This window comes from Mycobacterium sp. ITM-2016-00316 (assembly GCF_002968335.2).
In the GTDB taxonomy this organism is placed as follows: Bacteria; Actinomycetota; Actinomycetes; order Mycobacteriales; family Mycobacteriaceae; genus Mycobacterium.
Map to the genome: position 1 here is coordinate 4266481 of NZ_CP134398.1, position 17693 is coordinate 4284173.

At 66.9% G+C, this 17693-nt stretch carries 18 protein-coding genes; 1 reads left to right on the forward strand and 17 read right to left on the reverse strand.

The window, feature by feature from the left end; translation table 11 throughout:
• Nucleotide 1: 1 nt before the first annotated feature.
• The 16 genes from C6A86_RS20490 to fadD1 form a co-directional block, all read right to left on the reverse strand.
• Nucleotides 2-445 (reverse strand): DUF2550 domain-containing protein, encoded by a 444-nt coding sequence (locus C6A86_RS20490; protein WP_199196471.1) that lies wholly within the window; start codon nt 443-445, stop codon nt 2-4.
• A 12-nt stretch (nt 446-457) separates the two neighbouring features.
• The gene (locus C6A86_RS20495) at nt 458-823 is read right to left on the reverse strand and encodes a F0F1 ATP synthase subunit epsilon (protein WP_105366708.1); all 366 of its coding nucleotides are present in this window, start codon (nt 821-823) and stop codon (nt 458-460) included.
• Nucleotides 824-853: 30 nt separating this feature from the next.
• Nucleotides 854-2284, reverse strand: coding sequence for a F0F1 ATP synthase subunit beta (atpD, locus tag C6A86_RS20500; protein WP_105366709.1), 1431 nt, complete (start codon nt 2282-2284; stop codon nt 854-856).
• Nucleotides 2285-2308: 24 nt separating this feature from the next.
• Nucleotides 2309-3235, reverse strand: a complete 927-nt coding sequence (locus tag C6A86_RS20505; RefSeq protein ID WP_105366710.1) for a F0F1 ATP synthase subunit gamma — start codon at nt 3233-3235, stop codon at nt 2309-2311.
• Nucleotides 3236-3242: 7 nt separating this feature from the next.
• Nucleotides 3243-4892 carry a F0F1 ATP synthase subunit alpha gene (atpA, locus tag C6A86_RS20510; RefSeq protein WP_105366711.1) on the reverse strand — a complete coding sequence of 550 codons (1650 nt, stop codon included), beginning with the start codon at nt 4890-4892 and terminating at the stop codon, nt 3243-3245.
• Nucleotides 4893-4939: 47 nt separating this feature from the next.
• Entirely contained in the window at nt 4940-6277 is a 1338-nt protein-coding gene (locus tag C6A86_RS20515; protein ID WP_105366712.1) for a F0F1 ATP synthase subunit B/delta, read from the reverse strand.
• On the reverse strand, nt 6278-6778 hold the full coding sequence (locus tag C6A86_RS20520) for a F0F1 ATP synthase subunit B (RefSeq protein ID WP_105366713.1): 501 nt from the start codon (nt 6776-6778) through the stop codon (nt 6278-6280).
• A gap of 9 nt (nt 6779-6787) precedes the next feature.
• On the reverse strand, nt 6788-7048 hold the full coding sequence (locus tag C6A86_RS20525; RefSeq protein WP_067994567.1) for a F0F1 ATP synthase subunit C: 261 nt from the start codon (nt 7046-7048) through the stop codon (nt 6788-6790).
• Nucleotides 7049-7132: 84 nt separating this feature from the next.
• Nucleotides 7133-7921 (reverse strand): F0F1 ATP synthase subunit A, encoded by a 789-nt coding sequence (atpB, locus tag C6A86_RS20530; protein WP_199196472.1) that lies wholly within the window; start codon nt 7919-7921, stop codon nt 7133-7135.
• Between the two features lie 10 nt (nt 7922-7931).
• Nucleotides 7932-8387: an ATP synthase subunit I gene (locus C6A86_RS20535; protein WP_105366807.1), complete on the reverse strand. Its 456-nt coding sequence runs from the start codon at nt 8385-8387 to the stop codon at nt 7932-7934.
• Nucleotides 8388-8678: 291 nt separating this feature from the next.
• Entirely contained in the window at nt 8679-9848 is a 1170-nt protein-coding gene (locus tag C6A86_RS20540) for a glycosyltransferase family 4 protein (protein ID WP_105366716.1), read from the reverse strand.
• A gap of 51 nt (nt 9849-9899) precedes the next feature.
• Nucleotides 9900-10577: an L-threonylcarbamoyladenylate synthase gene (locus tag C6A86_RS20545; protein WP_105366717.1), complete on the reverse strand. Its 678-nt coding sequence runs from the start codon at nt 10575-10577 to the stop codon at nt 9900-9902.
• 37 nt (nt 10578-10614) lie between these two features.
• Nucleotides 10615-11448 (reverse strand): peptide chain release factor N(5)-glutamine methyltransferase, encoded by an 834-nt coding sequence (gene prmC, locus C6A86_RS20550; RefSeq protein ID WP_105366718.1) that lies wholly within the window; start codon nt 11446-11448, stop codon nt 10615-10617.
• A complete protein-coding gene (prfA, locus tag C6A86_RS20555) occupies nt 11448-12521 on the reverse strand; it encodes a peptide chain release factor 1 (RefSeq protein ID WP_105366719.1) in 1074 nt (357 codons plus the stop codon). The genes prmC and prfA overlap by 1 nt, the downstream gene beginning before the upstream one ends.
• 83 nt (nt 12522-12604) lie before the next feature.
• Nucleotides 12605-12856: a 50S ribosomal protein L31 gene (rpmE, locus tag C6A86_RS20560; protein ID WP_105366720.1), complete on the reverse strand. Its 252-nt coding sequence runs from the start codon at nt 12854-12856 to the stop codon at nt 12605-12607.
• A 139-nt stretch (nt 12857-12995) separates the two neighbouring features.
• The gene (gene fadD1, locus C6A86_RS20565) at nt 12996-14573 is read right to left on the reverse strand and encodes a fatty-acid--CoA ligase FadD1 (RefSeq protein ID WP_105366721.1); all 1578 of its coding nucleotides are present in this window, start codon (nt 14571-14573) and stop codon (nt 12996-12998) included.
• Nucleotides 14574-14716: 143 nt separating this feature from the next.
• Between fadD1 and C6A86_RS20570 the strand changes: the two genes are divergently transcribed.
• On the forward strand, nt 14717-15316 hold the full coding sequence (locus tag C6A86_RS20570) for a TetR/AcrR family transcriptional regulator (protein WP_105366722.1): 600 nt from the start codon (nt 14717-14719) through the stop codon (nt 15314-15316).
• Nucleotides 15317-15413: 97 nt separating this feature from the next.
• On the opposite strand, the gene rho is transcribed toward C6A86_RS20570, so the two are convergent.
• Complete coding sequence (rho, locus tag C6A86_RS20575; RefSeq protein WP_105366723.1) at nt 15414-17414, reverse strand: transcription termination factor Rho; 2001 nt, start codon at nt 17412-17414, stop codon at nt 15414-15416.
• Nucleotides 17415-17693 lie beyond the last annotated feature (279 nt).

The following is a 17693-nucleotide window of genomic DNA, read 5'->3' on the forward strand; positions in this document are numbered from 1 at the left end:
ATCAGGTACGCCGCCGCGCCCGCGGTGACGGCCGTGATTCCACCCATGAGGTGAAGGCCGTCAATGCCCCGCGGTCGAGCGCCACTTCGTAACCGCGCCCGCGTTCGGGGCTGACATCGCGCAGTTCCAGCACCGCGATCTCCTCGGTCATGATGTCGAACTCGTCGCCGCGCGGGGAGCGCCGGGAGACGACCTCAAGACCCAGCCTGCTCAGCCGGCGATCCGGCCACCAGCGTGCGCTCGACAACCGGTAGAACTCGGCCTCGCCGCCGCGGTAACGCAGCACGCCATGGCGCCAGCCGGCTCCGCCCTCGGCCGGATAGTCGCGCAGGATGGCGGCGGTACCACCCACCTGGCGCAGCTTCCACAGGCGGTAGCCGAGCGCGACCACCGCCAACAGCAAAACGCCGACGAGCGCGACCATGAACAACATGGACGCGCTCATCGGCGGTTCCTACTAGTCGATCTGCCCGACCGCGCGCAGCCGCGCGCGGCCCCAGGCTGCGGTGGCAGGATCGTCGGATTCGGAGTCCTGCTTGGCCGCGTCGGCATCGATCTCCGACTCGAACTGGGCGTTCTCCACCAGGAGGCTCACCCCGGAATCGGTCACCGACAGAAATCCACCGTCGACGGCGATGCGAAGGTCATCCTCGCCCTCCCGCTCGACGCGCACCATGGCGTCGTCGACCAGCTGGGCCACCAACGGGATGTGTCGGGGCAGGATGCCGATCTCACCCGCAGTGGTGCGGGTGAAGACGAACGTGGCCTTGCCGGACCACAACTCACGCTCGACGGCGACGATCTCGACGTCCAGTTCAGCCATGCCACACCACCTTTCGGGCCACTAGACCGGTCACAGCTTGGCGCCGAGGGTTTCTGCCTTCTTCGCCAGGTCGTCCAGGCCACCGATGAGGAAGAACGCCTGCTCGGGCAGGTGGTCGAACTCACCCTTGGACAGCTTGTCGAAGGCCTCGATGGTCTCCTTGAGCGGCACGGTCGAGCCGGGCTGCCCGGTGAACTGCTCGGCCGCCATCATGTTCTGGCTCAGGAAGCGCTCGATCTTACGGGCGCGATACACCAGCACCTTGTCCTCTTCGGACAGCTCGTCGATACCGAGGATGGCGATGATGTCCTGAAGATCCTTGTAGCGCTGCAGGATCCGGATGACTTCCTGGGCGACGCGGTAGTGCTCGTCGCCGACCACGCTGGGGTGCAGGATCGTCGAGGACGATGCCAACGGATCCACCGCGGGGAAGATGCCCTTGGAGAACACCGCACGCGAGAGCTCGGTGGTGGCATCCAGGTGGGCGAAGGTGGTCGCCGGGGCCGGGTCGGTGTAGTCGTCGGCGGGCACGTACACGGCCTGCATCGAGGTGATCGAGCGACCACGTGTCGAGGTGATGCGCTCCTGGAGCTCACCCATCTCGTCGGCTAGCGTGGGCTGGTAACCCACGGCCGAAGGCATACGGCCCAGCAGGGTCGACACCTCGGAACCGGCCTGGGTGAACCGGAAGATGTTGTCGATGAACAGCAGCACGTCCTGGTTCTGCTCATCGCGGAAGTACTCCGCCATGGTCAGCGCGGACAGAGCGACCCGCATACGCGTGCCCGGCGGCTCATCCATCTGGCCGAACACCAAGGCGGTGTCCTTGAGCACGTTGGCATCCGCGAGCTCGACCCACAGGTCGTTGCCCTCACGGGTGCGCTCCCCCACGCCGGCGAACACCGAGGTGCCACCGAAGTTGCGGGCGATGCGGTTGATCATCTCCTGGATCAGCACGGTCTTGCCGACGCCGGCACCACCGAACAGGGCGATCTTGCCGCCACGCACGTACGGGGTGAGCAGGTCGACGACCTTCAGACCGGTCTCCAGCATCTCGGTGCGGGGCTCCAGGTCGGCGAAGGCCGGCGGCTTGCGGTGGATCGACCAGTGGTCGAAGTCCTCGCCGTAGCCGGGCTCGTCGAGGCAGTTACCGAGGGCGTTGAACACGTGGCCCTTGACGCCGTCGCCGACGGGCACCGAGATGGAGGCGCCGGTGTCGGAGACCTCGGTGCCGCGCACCAGGCCGTCGGTGGGCTGCATGGAGATGGTGCGGACCAGGTTGTCACCCAGGTGCTGGGCGACCTCCAAGGTCAGGGTCTTGGCCAGCTCGCCGTAGGTGATCTCGGCGTTCAGGGCGTTGAACAGGTCGGGTACCGCGCCACGCGGAAACTCCACGTCGACCACGGGGCCGGTGATACGAACAACGCGACCCGTCGTGGTCTTTTCTGCGACAGCAGTCATATCTCTTTTCGCTTCCTACGGGGCTTACTTGGCGTCGGCCAGCGCGTTGGCGCCACCGACGATCTCGCTGATTTCCTGGGTGATCTGCGCCTGACGCTCGCGGTTGGCCGCCAGCGTGAGTGCCTTGATCAGATCGTCGGCGTTGTCGGTGGCCGACTTCATGGCGCGCCGGCGTGAAGCCGACTCCGAGGCGGCCGCCTCCAGCAGTGCCGCGTACACGCGGGTGGCGATGTAGCGCGGCAGGAGCGCGTCGAACAGGTTCTCGGCGTTCGGCTCGAACGAGAACAGGGTGTGCGGGCCCTCATCCGGTGCGTCTTCGACGTACTCGACGACCATCGGGGCGATCCGCAGTGCCGCCGCGGTCTGCGACAACATCGACCGGAACTCGGTCGACACGATGTGCAGTTCGTCGACACCGAGGATGCCGTCCGCACCGCCGTCGTCGCCGTCGTCATCGGCACCCGACATGAAGGCCGTCACCAGGGTGTCGGCGATCTCCTTGGCGTGCTCGTAGGTGGGTCGCTCCGAGAAGCCGGTCCACGACTCCACCACGTCACGCTGGCGGAAGTTGTAGTAGCCCAGTGCCTTCCGGCCGATGACGTAGACCACCGGGGACTTGCCCTCGTCGCGCAGCAGCGAGAACAGTTCCTCGGCGCGACGCAGCACGTTGGCGTTGTATCCGCCGCACAGGCCACGGTCCGAGGACACCACCAGCACGGCGGCCCGCTTCGGGTTCTCCCGCGCGACGAGCAGCGGGTGATCCAGCGCGCTGGCGCCGGCCAGCTCGGTGAGCATGCTGGTGATTTCGGTGGCGTAGGGCCGGGCCGCTTGGACCCGAGCCTGCGCCTTGGCGATCCGCGACGTGGCGATCAGCTCTTGAGCCTTGGTGATCTTCTTGATCGCCCCGGCCGAGCGGATACGTCCGCGTAGCTCGCGCAGTGTGGCTGCCATTGGTTACCTAGGCCTTCTTGGGAGCAGGCTTGCGGACCTTGACCGATTCCTTCTCCAGGTCCTCGGGATCGAGGGCCTCGGAGTCGGCCTCGTTGACGACGACCGAGCTGCCGTCAGACGCCGAGAAGCCCTTCTTGAAGTCGTTGATCACGGTGACCAGCTTCTCCTCGGCTTCCTCGGAGAGCTTCTTGCTCTCCTTGATGCCATTGAGGATGTCCGAGTGGCTGGCCTTCACGTGCTCCAGCAGCTCGGTCTCGAAGCGTGAGACGTCTTCGGCGGGAACCGAATCCAGGTGGCCCTTGGTTCCGAGGAAGATCGCGACGACCTGGTCCTCGACGGCCAGCGGGCTGTACTGGGGCTGCTTGAGCAGCTCGACCAGACGCACACCGCGGTCCAGCTGCGCCTTGGAGGCCGCGTCCAGATCCGAGGCGAAGGCCGCGAAGGCCTCCAGCTCGCGGTACTGCGACAGGTCCAAGCGGAGACTTCCTGCCACTTCCTTCATTGCCTTGATCTGGGCGGCACCACCGACGCGGGACACCGAGACACCGACGTTGATGGCCGGTCGCACGCCCTGGTTGAACAGGTCGGACTCCAAGAAGCACTGGCCGTCGGTGATCGAGATGACGTTGGTCGGGATGAACGCCGAGATGTCGTTGGCCTTGGTCTCGATGATCGGCAGGCCGGTCATCGATCCACCGCCGAGCTCGTCGGACAGCTTGGCGCACCGCTCCAGCAGGCGGGAGTGCAGGTAGAACACGTCGCCGGGGAACGCCTCGCGGCCCGGCGGGCGGCGCAGCAGCAGCGAGATGGCGCGGTAGGCGTCGGCCTGCTTGGACAGGTCGTCGAACACGATGAGGACGTGCTTGCCGTCGTACATCCAGTGCTGGCCGATGGCCGAACCGGTGTAGGGCGCCAGCCACTTGAAGCCGGCAGCGTCGGAGGCGGGGGCCGCGACGATGGTGGTGTACTCCATCGCACCGCCGTCTTCGAGCGCCCGCTTCACCGAGGCGATCGTGGTGCCCTTCTGGCCGATCGCGACGTAGACGCAGCGCACCTGCTGCTTGGGGTCGCCGGTCTCCCACGCCCCACGCTGGTTGAGGATGGTGTCGACGGCGACGGCGGTCTTGCCGGTCTTGCGGTCACCGATGATCAGCTGGCGCTGGCCGCGGCCGATCGGCGTCATGGCGTCGATGGCCTTGATACCGGTCTGCAGCGGCTCACTGACACCCTGGCGCTGCACCACCGAGGGGGCCTGCAGCTCGAGGGCACGCCGGGTGTCCGAGGCGATGTCGCCCTGGCCGTCGATCGGCTGGCCGAGCGGGTTCACCACGCGGCCGAGGAAGGCGTCACCCACCGGGACGGAGAGCACCTCGCCGGTGCGCTTGACCTGCTGGCCTTCGGCGATCTTCGCGAAGTCACCCAGGATCACGGCGCCGACGCTGTGCTCGTCGAGGTTCATCGCGACACCCAGAACGCCGCCCGGGAATTCGAGCAGCTCCTGTGTCATGACCGAGGGCAGGCCCTCGACGTGGGCGATGCCGTCACCGGCATCGACAACGGTGCCGACCTCTTCCCGCTCGGTGTCGGCGGAAAACGAGGATACGTAGCCCTCGATGGCACCTTCGATATCAGCAGCCGAGATTGTCAACTCTGCCATGGTTTTTCGTCTTCCTACCTTTTGATCTGGGTGATAAGTCTTCGGGGTCAGTCCGGCAGCTGGGTCTGCGCGGCAGCCAAGCGGGACGCGATGGATCCGTCGATCACTTCGTCACCGACGGTGATCGACAGACCACCGAGCAGTTCCGGATCGACATGCAACTGGACGGACACCGGGTGCCCGTAGATGCGCGTGAGCACGGCCGCCAGGCGGTCGCGCTGTGCATCGGTCAGATCCGCAGCGGCGCTGACGTGAGCCACAACCTCTCCGCGACGGGCCACTGCGAGCTCGGCGAGATCGATGACGGCTTCATCGGCGCGTTCCCCGCGGAGCAGGCCGATGGTCTGCGACAGCAACGCGGCGGCAGTGCCATTGGCGCTGCTTCCGGTACCGACCACCTTGTCCAGCAGCGCGATTCGACCCGCTGCATCGGCGGTGTAGTCGCTGAGCAGCGCGGACAGCCTGGGCTCGGCGTCGAGGACCCGACCGAACTGGAACAGCTGGTCCTCCACCTCGTCGACCTCGCCGGCGGCATGTGCGCGCTGCAGGAGGGCCAGCCGCGCGATGTGCTCGATCCCGTCGACCAGGTTGGCCTCGGTGGACCAGCGCTGGGATCCGGCGGTACGAACCAGCTTCAGGGCGGGCTCACCGATCTTGCCGGTCAGCAGCTTGTCGACCAGCGCGACCTTCGCCGCGGCGGAATCGGCCGGCTCGGCCAGGTGCTTGGTCAGGGCGCTCTCGGTGATGAGCAGCTTCGCCACCGCGGCCAGGTCATCGGCCAGGGCCGTCAGGCCCTCGGCGTCCGAACCACCGGCCACGCTGTCGAACTCCGAGACCAGGTTGGCCAGTGCCTCACGGCTGGCCGCCCGTAGTCCTGCCGTGGCACCGGTCTCGATCACCGCGGCCGACGGGGCCATCTGGTCGAGATCGTCGAGGAAGCGGTCGACGGTCGCCGCCTGCGCGTCCGCGTCGGCCACGTGGGCGCGGACCAGGTCCGCGGCCTTGGTGACAGCCTCGTCGCCGAGCCCGAGCCGCAGTTCACGCACCAGCTGCTGGCGCAGCAGGTGAACCTGCTGCCCGCCCTGGGCCTTGATGCGCTCGGCGTCGACTCCGGCCTGCTCTTCCAGCTGGGCCTTGATGCGCTCGGAATCCTGCTTCGCCTCACCGGTGACGCTGCCGGCCTCGGCCTCGGCGTCGGCCAGTGCCTTGGCGTGCATGGCATCGGCCTCGGCGAGCTTCTTCGCCGCTTCAGCGCTCTCGGCCAGGGCGACCCGGATGGCCTCTTGCTGCTTGACCATCAACCCCTTCACCAGGGGTGCCACCCATTTGGCGAGGATGAACACGATGACGGCGAAGCCGATCAGCTGTCCGATGAATGTCGACATCTAGTTGTTCCGTCCCGAATTCACGTCGACGCCGAGGATGCGGCTCGCCAGGGTGGCCGACAGGCCATCCACCGACGAGGCCAGCTCGGCTTGAGCCGCTGAACCCTGTTGGGACAGCTTCTCGTTGGCCTGGCGTACCGTCTCGGCGACTTCACCGCTGGCCTCGGCCCGCTTCGAGTCGACGACCTGACGGCCTTCGGCGCGTGCCTCGTCACGAAGTGCCGATGCCTCGGCGCGTGCGCCGGCCATCGCCTCGTCGTAGTCGGCCTGAGCGGCTGCCACCTGTTCAGCCGACTTACGGCTGTCGGCAGCAGTTTTGGCCAGCATGGCCTCGCGCTCGGCGAGCACCTTGCTGATCGGCGGCACCACCCATTTCCAGATCACGCCGAGCGTGATCAGGAAGATGAGCAGCACGGCGAAAAAGGTGCCATTGGGAACCAGGAAGTTACTGGTCCCCCCGCCCTCTTCCGCGGCCACGATGGATACGGTCAGCTGGTCCATGCTGTCGGACTACTGCAGGCCCGGCGTGGCGAAGACGAACAGCGCCATGAACGCCAGGTTGATGAAGTACGCGGCCTCCACCAGACCGACGGTGATGAAGAACGGGGTGAACAGCCGGCCCTGGGCCTCGGGCTGCCGGGCGATGCCGGAGATCAGCGCGTTACCCGCGATACCGTCACCGATACCGGCGCCGATGGCACCGCCACCCATGATCAGACCGCCACCGATCAGCGCGCCCATGGTGATGAGAGCGTTGGGATCGAGTTCCATTCCTTTTTCCTCCTTGTAACTGGCGGCGGTGCCACCAGGACTTCTGTCGTACGTGTCAGTGCAGCGTGGTCAAACGGTCGAAAGTCAGTGCGCGTGTTCTTTGGCGTCGTGGTCGTCATGGACTTCCATCGACTGGCTGAAGTACAGGATCGTCAGCAGGCTGAAGATGAAGGCCTGGATCAGGCCGACGAACAGGTCGAAGGTCTTCCAGATGGCGTTGGGCAGCCACTGGATGTACCAGGGGAACATCGCGATCAGCGCCACCAGGATGCCGCCGGCGAAGATGTTGCCGAAGAGTCGCAGTGCCAGCGAGATCGGCTTCGCCAGTTCCTCGACGATGTTGATCGGCGCCAGGAAGGCGACGTGCCCCTTGACGACGGCGATCGGGTGGCCGATGGCGCCGCGTCGCCAGATGCCCGCTGCGTGGTAGCAGATGAACACGAACAGGGCGAGAGCCAGCACGAAGTTGATATCCGAGGCCGGCGGCTTGTAGAGCTCGGCGGCGGCGCCGTCGGACCCGCCGTACTGCCAGGGCAGCACAGCCAGCCAGTTGGAGATCAGGATGAACGCGAACAGCGCGACGGCCAGCGGAAGGACGAAGGGGGCGATCTTCATGCCGATCGAACCCTCGATCTGCTGACGCATCTGGATGGTCAGCGCCTCCCAGAACAGCTGCACGCCACCGGGAACACCGGTCGAGGTGACCTTGGACTTCAGGTAGAACGCCAGCCCGATGATGATCAACGCGGTGATCGCGGTGGCCATGATCGTGTCACCGTTGAAGGTCATGCCGAACAGTTCGAACACCATCGTGTGGTGTCCGACGTGGATGGCGGCGCCACCCTCTTCGGCGGCAAGCACAGTCTCAGTCATTCGGGTCAGCTCAATCCTTCGAATCCGATGCGGGGACGTCTTCGACGTCCAAGCCGTTGGAGCGGATCTTCTTCAGCACCGGAATGCTGGTGCTCATCACCAGCAGCGCCTGGAAGATTGCCAACCCGAACAGCACCGCAATTCCGCCGTGTGCCTTGAAGTAGATGGCCACCACCATGGCGACTGCGGTGATCACCAACAGTCGCGTGGCGGAGTTTATGGCCATCTTCTTCTTGAGTGGGTGGTCTTCCATCGTGATCGACTCGACGGCTCGGCGCACCAGCAGCGCATTGAGCAAACCGAGACCGAGCCCGATCCCGAAGAACACACCGAAGAAGATGTTGCCGACGTAACCGGCGGCCGCGATGGCCAGGGCGGTCAGTGCCAGGCAGATCAGCAGCAGCCGCAACGGGCGGAAGGCGACGGAAGGGAACACCAGGGGCGCGTCCTGCGCTGGCGTCGTCACGTCGTTCACCTCAATCCCGCGTCGTCGAGGGGGGTACTGATCGAAAACTGCGATACCTCAGAAAACTGCAAAATTCCTGTGCATGCCCGACGAGAGTATCGGAGGGCAGCGGGCGCGCTGGAATCACCCAAGGGGTAGCTCCCTTTTGTCGGTCGTGTATCGGCGCCGATCGGTCGGGTGGACCGATGGGCCGGGCCGGCAACCCGCGAGGTTTTCGGGTTATGCGCAGAACCGTACCACAAGGTAGGAGGCACAAAAACAGGCCTACTACTTTTTGTCGTACAACGGCTTTCACGGGTCTTCGACCGCACCGTTTCGACCCCGCAGCAGTGGTATCAGGGTCACCACGCCGGCGACCAGAATCGCGGCCAGCATCACCGCGCCGGTGTAGCGCGGATCGAAGAAGATGGTGCTTGCCGCCCCCAGTGCCACGATGCTGACCCACATGTAGATCAGCAGGACGACGCGGCGGTGCGAATGCCCGATCTGCAGCAGTCGGTGATGCAGATGCATCTTGTCCGGAGTCGAGAAATGAACACCCGCGCGGGTGCGGCGCACGATCGCCAGCAGCGTGTCCAGGGCGGGCACGAACATCACCGCCACGACCAACAGGAACGGTGACAGCAACGCGAACACGTCGCGCGCCCCGTAGGCGGTCTGCGATATGGGACCGGCCGCCGTCGTCGAGGCCGCGGCGAGCATCAGGCCGATCAGCATCGAACCCGAGTCGCCCATGAAGATCTTGGCGCGGTGGAAGTTGTGCGGCAGGAAGCCCAGGCACGCACCGGCGAGCACCACCGAGATCATGGCCGGCGGGTAGAACAGCACATCGCCCCCGTGATCGCGGAGCAGGCCCACCGAGAAGATGCAGATGGCCAGCGCCGTGATCAGCCCGAGCCCGGCTGCCAGCCCGTCGAGACCGTCGATGAAGTTCATGGCGTTGACGATCGAGACCGTCAACGCCAAGGTGAGCAGGATCGAGGTGACCTGATCCAGCACGATGGTGCCGACGCCACCGAACGGGATGTACAGCACGCTCCATGCCACGCCCATGGTGACCAGCACGCTGGCGGCGGTGATCTGGCCGGCGAACTTGGTCAGCGAGTCCAGCCCCCACCGGTCGTCGATGAGCCCCACCAGCATGATGAGTCCGCCGGCGACCACCACCGCGGGCATGCCGGTCGAGTACACGAACCCACGGTTGAGGGCGGGCAACTGGGAGGCCAGCAGCACCGCGGCGGCCACGCCGATGTACATGGCCAATCCGCCCATCCGCGGGATCGGCTGGACGTGCACATCGCGTTCGCGCGGGTAGGCGACCGCGCCGACCCGGATGGCGAACACCCGCACCCAGCCGGTCGCGAAGTAGGTGATGATCGCGGCCGTGAGTCCGACGAGCGCGAGTTCGCGTAGCGGGACACCGGCGCCGCGGTCCGACAGGGCGAGCAGACCGTCAGCCATCCAGACCGATTCGCTCACCACGTGCTGAACCGTACGCGAATTGGCTGTGGCCTAAGGGGTGGTCCCACGGGCGTCCTCGGGTGTGAGGGCCTGGGCTTCCACGCCGAGCACGCGGGCGACGTCGGCGACCGAGACGGGCCCTTCGCGCAGCACCCGCGGCTGCGGACCGGACACGTCCACGATCGTCGAGGCGGCGCCCTGCGGCGACGGTCCCCCGTCGAGGTAGACCTCGACCCGCGCACCCAGCTGAGCCTGCGCGTCCGCGGCGGTGACCGCGGCCGGCTGCCCGGAGACGTTCGCGCTGGAGACCGCCATCGGGCCGACCTCGCGCAGCAGTTCGATGGCCACCGGCTGCAGCGGCATGCGCAACATGACGGTGCCTGCTGCGTCGCCGAGGTCCCAGTGCAGCGACGGCGCGTGCCGCACCACCAGGCTCAGCGCGCCCGGCCAGAACGCCTGGATGAGTTCGCGCGCGGCGGGCGGCACCGCATAGACCAAACCGTCGATGGTGTGCCAGGAGCCGACGAGCACACCGACCGGCATATCGCGGCCCCGGTTCTTGGCCGCGAGCAACGCGGCGACCGCTTCGCTGTTGAAGGCGTCCGCGCCGATGCCGTAGACGGTGTCGGTGGGCAGCACGACCAGTCCCCCACCCTTGACCGCGCTGATCGCCGACATGAGCCCGGTCGCCCGTTGTTCTGGGTCCGCGCAGTCGAAGAGTTGTGTCATGACTCCTCACCCAACCGCTCGTCGCGTCTCATGCCACTCAGCTTCTCACCGCGGTGACGAACCGGCGTCGACCGGCCAGGTCGCGGCGTGCCGCGATACCGGTGAAGACGCCGGCGGCACCAAAGAGCTCGACGGTGGCCGCCGACGTGGTGTCGTCATGTTCGACCCCCACCTGCCCGCCGGGCCGCAGCAGCCGGGAGACCAGCTCGACGATCGGCTTGATGACGGCCATCCCGTCCGGGCCACCGAATAGCGCGGCGCGCGGATCATGTTCTGCCACTTCTGGTTCCAGCTCTGCACCGTCAGGGATATAGGGCGGGTTCGCAACCACCAGGTCAACCTGGCCGGTGAGGTCGGTCAGCACATCGCGGTCGGTGACATCGGCGTGCAGCAACTCCACTGTGGTTCCGTCCACATTGGCGCGGGCGTAACGCAGCGCCTCCTCGGACCGCTCCACCGCGATGACACGGGCATCGGGGCGGTAGAGCGCAAGTGCGAGCGCGAGTGCGCCCGAACCCGAACACAGGTCCACGATCACGCCGCCCGGGCGGACGGGGACGGTCTGCGCCCACTCCAGCAGCGCCTCGGTCTCGGGCCGCGGGATGAACACCCCGGGCCCGACGGCCAGGGTCAGCGGACCGAAGGCGGCGGTACCCAACAAGTGCTGCAACGGGATTCGCAGCGCGCGCTGCTCGACGAGGGTGCGGAATTCGTCCAGGACCCCGGGTCCGGGATCGGCGAACATCAGCCGCCCGCGATCGACGCCGAGCACATGGGCGGCCAGTTGTTCGGCATCGGCACGCGCGGAGTCGATGCCGGCGGTGGCGAGCACGGTGGCCGCATCCGAGATCGCTTGCTGCAACGCGTTCATCACGCCTGTTGGAGCCGCGCCTGCTTGTCGGCGGCCGCCAGTGCGTCCAGCAGCGCATCCATATCACCATCGAGTACCTGGTCGAGGTTGTGCGACTTGAAGTTGATGCGGTGGTCGGCGATCCGGTTCTCGGGGTAGTTGTAGGTGCGGATCCGCTCGCTACGGTCGACCGTGCGGATCTGGCTGGCCCGGTCCGCCGACGCGTCCGCCGAGGCCTGCTCCTCGGCGAGTGCCTGTAGCCGGGCAGCGAGCACCACCATGGCGCGCGCCTTGTTCTGCAGCTGGCTGCGCTCGTTCTGGCAGGTGACGACGATGCCGGTGGGCAGGTGGGTGATCCGGACCGCGGAGTCGGTGGTGTTGACCCCCTGGCCGCCCTTGCCCGACGAGCGGTAGACGTCGATGCGCAGATCGGACTCGTCGATCTGGACGGCCTCGACGTCGTCGGGCTCGGGGTAGACGAGCACGCCCGCGGCCGAGGTGTGCACCCGGCCCTGGGATTCGGTGACGGGCACGCGCTGCACGCGGTGCACCCCGCCCTCGAACTTCATCCGCGACCACACGCCGTCGGCGGAATCGCCCTTGCTCGCGATGGTGATGGTGGCGTCCTTGTAACCGCCCAGGTCCGACCATGTCTCGTCGAGCACGGTAACCGTCCAGCCGTGCCGCTCGGCGTAGCGGATGTACATGCGCGCCAGGTCGGAGGCGAACAATGCCGATTCCTCGCCACCCTCACCGGATTTGACCTCGAGCACGACATCGTCGGCGTCGTGTGGATCGCGTGGGGCGAGCAGATCGGTCAGCCGGTTGTCGAGCTCGGCGACCCGCGCCTCGATCTCGGGCACCTCGGCAGCAAAGGCCTCGTCCTCGGCGGCGAGCTCGCGGGCGGCCTCCAGGTCGCCGCGCGCGGCTTCCAGTTTGCGGTACGTCGAGACGATCGGGGAGACCTGCGCGAACCGCTTCCCGACGCGGCGTGCCGCGCCGGCGTCACCATGCAGGGCGGGATCGGCGAGCTGGGTCTCCAGGTCGGCGCACTCGGCGAGCAACGCCTCGATCGCGGGTGCGGTATCGGTCACCTGGACTCCTCAAGAACGGCCTGTAGACGCAAATCGGCGCCCGGTCCTGACACAAGTGCCAGGTTCGGGCGCCGATAGGTCAGCTAGTTGTCTGCAGCAGCCGTGGCTTCTGGCTTCCCCGCCGCCCCGGCGCGCTTGCCGTAGCGCTTCTCGAAGCGGGCGACGCGGCCGCCGCTGTCGAGGATCTTCTGCTTGCCGGTGTAGAACGGGTGGCACTGCGAGCAGACCTCGACCACGATGTGGCCGTTGTCCTTGGTGCTGCGGGTGGTGAAGGTGTTACCGCAGCCGCAGACCACATTGGTCTCGGCGTAGTTGGGGTGAATACCCGATTTCATGGCTTTTCCTCTGCAATCGTTGGCCGCCGGGTCGCCCGAGCCCAGACCTGGGAGTCTTCGAGCGTGAACCGGAACCGAGGGTCGACGGTGAATTATGCCAGGTCAACCGTCGAATGCGAAAACGCCCTACCACCGGCCGCTATTCCCGGGTCAGCGGTGTGTACGTCTGACCGTCGCGTTTCCAGATGCGCCGTCCCTGCGGTGCGGTCCCGAGGGCGATGAGTTCGCGTTTGAGGATCTTGTTGGTCGCGGTGCTCGGCAGGTCTTCGGCGATCCAGACATAGCGCGGCCGCGCCTTGGGCGACAGATCGGCCTGCTCGGCGAGGAACTCGGCGAACGCGGCGGGGGTGACTTCGGCGTCATCCTGCAGCACCACGGCCGCCATCACCTGATCACCGACGTGCTCGTCGGGCACCGGGTAGACCGCGACCCGGTTGATCGCATCCAGTCGCAACAGAATCCGTTCGATCGGTGCCGTCGTCAGGTTCTCGCCGTCGACACGCATCCAGTCCGCCGTGCGGCCGGCCAGGTAGATCCAGCCGCCGGCGTCGCGATAGGCGAGGTCACCGGACCAGTAGATACCCCCGCGCAGTCGTTCACCGGTGGCACCGGGGTCGTTGTAGTAGCCGCGAAACAGCCCGCTGCCGGTGGTGTTCACCAACTCCCCCGTCGCGGCCTCGGCGTTCAGCAGGGCGCCGTGGGCGTCGAAACGGGCGACCTCACATTCCTGGCCGGTCTCCGAGTTGTAGATCGCGACGCCCGGGAAGCCCTGGCCGATCGAGCCGGCCGGGCAGTTCTCCAGCCGGGTGATGATGACGGCGGTCTCGGTGGACCCGAACCCGTCCCACACCGTGCACCCGAATCGTCGGCCGAAGGCCTCGATATCGCGGTCGGCGGCCTCGTTGCCGAAGGCGACGCGCAACGGGTTGTCGGCGTCGTCGGGGCCTTCGGCGGTGGCCAGGATGTAGGCGAGCGGCTTGCCGACGTAGTTCATGTAGGTGGCGCCGTAGCGCCGGATGTCGGGCAGGAACGACGAGGCGGAGAACGTCGCGGGCGCCATCGCCGCGCCCGCGCCGAGCGCGACGCTCCATCCGGCGTAGACGGCGTTGGAGTGAAACAGCGGCATGGCCAGGTAGCAGGTGTCCTGATCGCTCAGCTCGTAGCGCTGCACCAGGGCGCTGCCGGCGAACAGCACCGTCGAATGCGGCACCTCGACGGCCTTGGGCTCGCCGCTGGTGCCCGAGGTGAAGATCATCATGAAGGTGTCATCCGGCGCGCATTCGCGGTGCGGCGTGAGCTCCGGGGCCTCGGCGAGCAGCTGGGTCCACTGCGCTGCGGAGGTGTCTATCACCGTGACACCGGGCAGGTCCACCCCGTCGAGCAGGTGACGGTGGTCGGCGTCGGTGAGCAGGATCTGGGTGTCGACCTTGGCGATGTCACGGGCCAGGGCGTCCCCACGGCGGGTGGTGTTGATACCGCACAGCACGTAACCGCCGAGCCCGGCGGCAGCCAGCGCGGTGAGCATGCGTGGGGAGTTGCCCAGCAGCGTGCCGACATGCAGCGGGCGCGCGGGGTCGGCGAGCGCGATGAGTGCGGCGGCCTGGCGACCGGCGTCAGCGATGTGTTCGCGCCATGTCCAGATGTCGTCGCCGTACTTGACCGCGGCCGTGTCGCGTTCTGCTCGGGTACGCAGCAGTTGTTGCAGTGTGTCCGCCATGCCCGGGCACCTCCATGTCTGTGAACAGATTCTTGAAGCTGTCTACCACTGCTGACCTGCTCCACCGTATCGGTGGGGTTGTTGGCAGAATGCAACAACACGTCTGCTAATCCGCCGAACCCCACCGCCGAGGAGCCCGCAAAGTGCCCACCAGCACGGCCACCGTTCGCGATCGCCTGATCGATGCGGCCGAGGTGTGCCTGCATGCGAAGGGCATCCGGGCCACCACCGTCTCGGAGGTGGCCGAGACCGCTGGGGTGTCGCGGGGCTGGCTCTACCGGCACTTCCCGGACAAGGTCACCCTGCTCGGCGCCGCGATCGTGCGCCTCAACGAGGTGTACTGGTCACAGGCCCACGCCGTCCTGGAAGAGATCCAGGGGCTCGACGAGCAGATCGTCGCGGGGATCCGGCACGGCCGCACCGCCTATGACGATCCGGGCGCCCTGTTGATGAAGCTCCGCGTCGACGAGCCCGAGGAGTTCGCCGCCTGCGCCGGCGCCGGTGTGCAGGGCCTGGTGCCCGACCTCGCCGGGTTCTGGTCCCGCTACCTGATCGCCGCCCGGGACAACGGCGAAATCCATTCTGATGTCGTCATCGATGAGGCCTCGGAATGGGTTGCCCGCATTGTGATTTCGTTGGCGACGGTGCCGGGCGACACGCTGGACCCGACCGATTCGGCTCAGCTGCTCACCCACGTCCGGCGTTATCTGATCCCGGCGCTGCGCAGCGATCCCACGGCCTAGTGATCCGGGTCATCGGCGTTCTCTCGATCGAGCAGACGCAAATGGCCCCGTTCCACCAGGGAAACGGGGCCATGTGCGTCTGCTCGCGCAGCGTGGGTCAGTCGTTGTCGCTGTTTCCACCGGGGGTGTTCTTGGAGACCTGGACCAGGAACTCGTAATTGGTCTTGGTCTTGCGCAGCTGGCTCATCAGCAGGTCGATGGCCTGATGCGGATCCAGACCCGAGAGCACCCGACGCAGCTTGTGCACGACCGCGAACTCGTCGGCACCCAAGAGCAACTCGTCCTTGCGGGTACCCGACGGGTTGACGTCGACGGCCGGGAAGACGCGGCGCTCGGCGATCTTTCGGTCCAGCTTGAGCTCGGCGTTACCGGTGCCCTTGAACTCCTCGAAGATCACGGTGTCACCGGTGGAGCCGGTCTCGACCATGGCCGTGGCGATGATCGTCAGCGATCCACCGAACTCGATGTTGCGCGCCGCGCCCAGGAAACGCTTGGGCGGATACAGCGCGGTCGAGTCGACACCACCGGACAGGATGCGTCCCGATGCCGGCGACGCGTTGTTGTACGCGCGGCCCAGGCGGGTGATCGAATCCAGCAGCACCACGACGTCCTTGCCCTGCTCGACCAGGCGCTTGGCCCGCTCGATGGCCAGTTCGGCGGCCTGGGTGTGATCTGACGGCGGACGGTCGAACGTCGAGGCGATGACCTCGCCGACGACCGAACGCTGCATATCGGTGACCTCTTCCGGGCGCTCATCGACGAGCACGACCATCAGATGGCATTCCGGGTTGTTCTTGGTGATCGCGTTCGCGATGTCCTGCATGATCGTGGTCTTACCGGCCTTGGGCGGTGACACGATCAGCGCGCGCTGACCCTTACCGATCGGCATGATCAGGTCGATCACGCGGGTGGTGAGGCGGTCCGGAGTGGTCTCCAGACGCAGCCGCTGGTTCGGGTACAGCGGGGTCAGCTTCTGGAAGTCGGGCCGGTTCTTGGCGTTCTCGACCGGGCCTCCGTTGACGGTGTCCAGGCGGACCAACGGGTTGAACTTCTGGCGCGGGTTGTTGCCGCCGCCAGTGCTCTCACCCTCGCGGGCCACCCGCACCGCACCGGTCACCGCGTCACCGCGGCGCAGACCGTTCTTACGCACCATGTTCATCGACACGTAGACGTCGTTGGGGCCCGCCAGGTAGCCGGAGGTGCGCACGAACGCGTAGTTGTCCAGCACATCCAGAATGCCGGCCACCGGCTGGACGACATCGTCCTCGCGCAGTTCGGTGTCGCGGTCTCCGCGATCGCCGCGGTCTCCGCGATCGCCGCCATCGCCGCCACGCTCCCCGCGGCGCTTACGGTCACGGAACCGTCGGCCACGACGGCCCTGGCGGTCGTCGCCGTCGTCGTTGTTGTTGTTGTTCGAGTTGTTGGCGTTGCCGCCACCACTGTTGTTGCCGCCGCCGCTGTTGCGGTTCTGCTGGCCGCCGCCCTGCTGGTCGCCACCCTCTGAGTTCCTGGGCGGACGGTTCTCGCGCGTTTCCGAGCGGGCTTCCGAGTTGTCGGCACCGCGGTTGTCGGCACCGCGGTTATCCGCATTGCGGTTGCCGGTGGCATTGTCGGGCTTGTCGGAGCGCGCGGGTTCCTGCGCGCCCTCGTTCTCGGTCTTGGCGCCATTGGCATCCTGCGCCTTCTGGCCTTCGGGCGCACCGGTCTGGCGCGCGGCGCTGCGGCGCTCACGGCGCTGCGGGTTGCTCTGCTGCGGCGCCGCGCCGGCGTCGGCCTGCGGTGCGGCCGGTGCCGACTCCGCAACCGGGGCCGCTTCGGCGGCCTTGGCTACCGGAGCAGCGGCGGGCGCACCGCCGTTGCCCTCACCACGACGTTCCTTGATGGCGGCGATCAGATCGCCCTTACGCATGCCCGAGGTGCCTTTGACACCTACTTCACCGGCAAGCGCGCGCAGGTCTGGAAGCAGCATCGACGTCAGCGAGCCGGAACGCCCGCCGCGTGCGCCTGCGCTCCGCGCGGCCTTGCCTGAGTCCACGGAAGCGGAATCTGCGGCGGCTTCGCCGCTGTCGCTTGCCGTGAAGAGGTCCGTATCAGTCACGGATTTCCTTTCTTTCCCTCGCATATTGCACATGCGCGAGGGGGTCCCCGAAGGTCATCTGCACCCAGCCGAAGAGCTGAGCGCGCGTTCTTTCGCGGCGCCACCATCGCCTGAGCAACAGTGATCGCCAGGGCCCACCGGCGTGCGGCGAACCATCAGTCCACGAGTGAAACGAAAGATTGGGTAGTCGTCCTAGTGTCGGCGCAGGTAGAGCCGCTGCGATTGCTGGACGAAAGCGAGAATAACCCGCATCAGAGCTGGAAGCAAGGAGCGCCACGT

Coding starts and splice junctions, on each gene's coding strand:
- C6A86_RS20490 (WP_199196471.1), bottom strand. CDS start 445: ATGAGCGCGTCCATGTTGTTCATGGTCGCGCTCGTCGGCGTTTTGCTG.
- C6A86_RS20495 (WP_105366708.1), bottom strand. CDS start 823: ATGGCTGAACTGGACGTCGAGATCGTCGCCGTCGAGCGTGAGTTGTGG.
- atpD (WP_105366709.1), bottom strand. CDS start 2,284: ATGACTGCTGTCGCAGAAAAGACCACGACGGGTCGCGTTGTTCGTATC.
- C6A86_RS20505 (WP_105366710.1), bottom strand. CDS start 3,235: ATGGCAGCCACACTGCGCGAGCTACGCGGACGTATCCGCTCGGCCGGG.
- atpA (WP_105366711.1), bottom strand. CDS start 4,892: ATGGCAGAGTTGACAATCTCGGCTGCTGATATCGAAGGTGCCATCGAG.
- C6A86_RS20515 (WP_105366712.1), bottom strand. CDS start 6,277: ATGTCGACATTCATCGGACAGCTGATCGGCTTCGCCGTCATCGTGTTC.
- C6A86_RS20520 (WP_105366713.1), bottom strand. CDS start 6,778: ATGGACCAGCTGACCGTATCCATCGTGGCCGCGGAAGAGGGCGGGGGG.
- C6A86_RS20525 (WP_067994567.1), bottom strand. CDS start 7,048: ATGGAACTCGATCCCAACGCTCTCATCACCATGGGCGCGCTGATCGGT.
- atpB (WP_199196472.1), bottom strand. CDS start 7,921: ATGACTGAGACTGTGCTTGCCGCCGAAGAGGGTGGCGCCGCCATCCAC.
- C6A86_RS20540 (WP_105366716.1), bottom strand. CDS start 9,848: ATGGCTGACGGTCTGCTCGCCCTGTCGGACCGCGGCGCCGGTGTCCCG.
- C6A86_RS20545 (WP_105366717.1), bottom strand. CDS start 10,577: ATGACACAACTCTTCGACTGCGCGGACCCAGAACAACGGGCGACCGGG.
- prmC (WP_105366718.1), bottom strand. CDS start 11,448: ATGAACGCGTTGCAGCAAGCGATCTCGGATGCGGCCACCGTGCTCGCC.
- rpmE (WP_105366720.1), bottom strand. CDS start 12,856: ATGAAATCGGGTATTCACCCCAACTACGCCGAGACCAATGTGGTCTGC.
- fadD1 (WP_105366721.1), bottom strand. CDS start 14,573: ATGGCGGACACACTGCAACAACTGCTGCGTACCCGAGCAGAACGCGAC.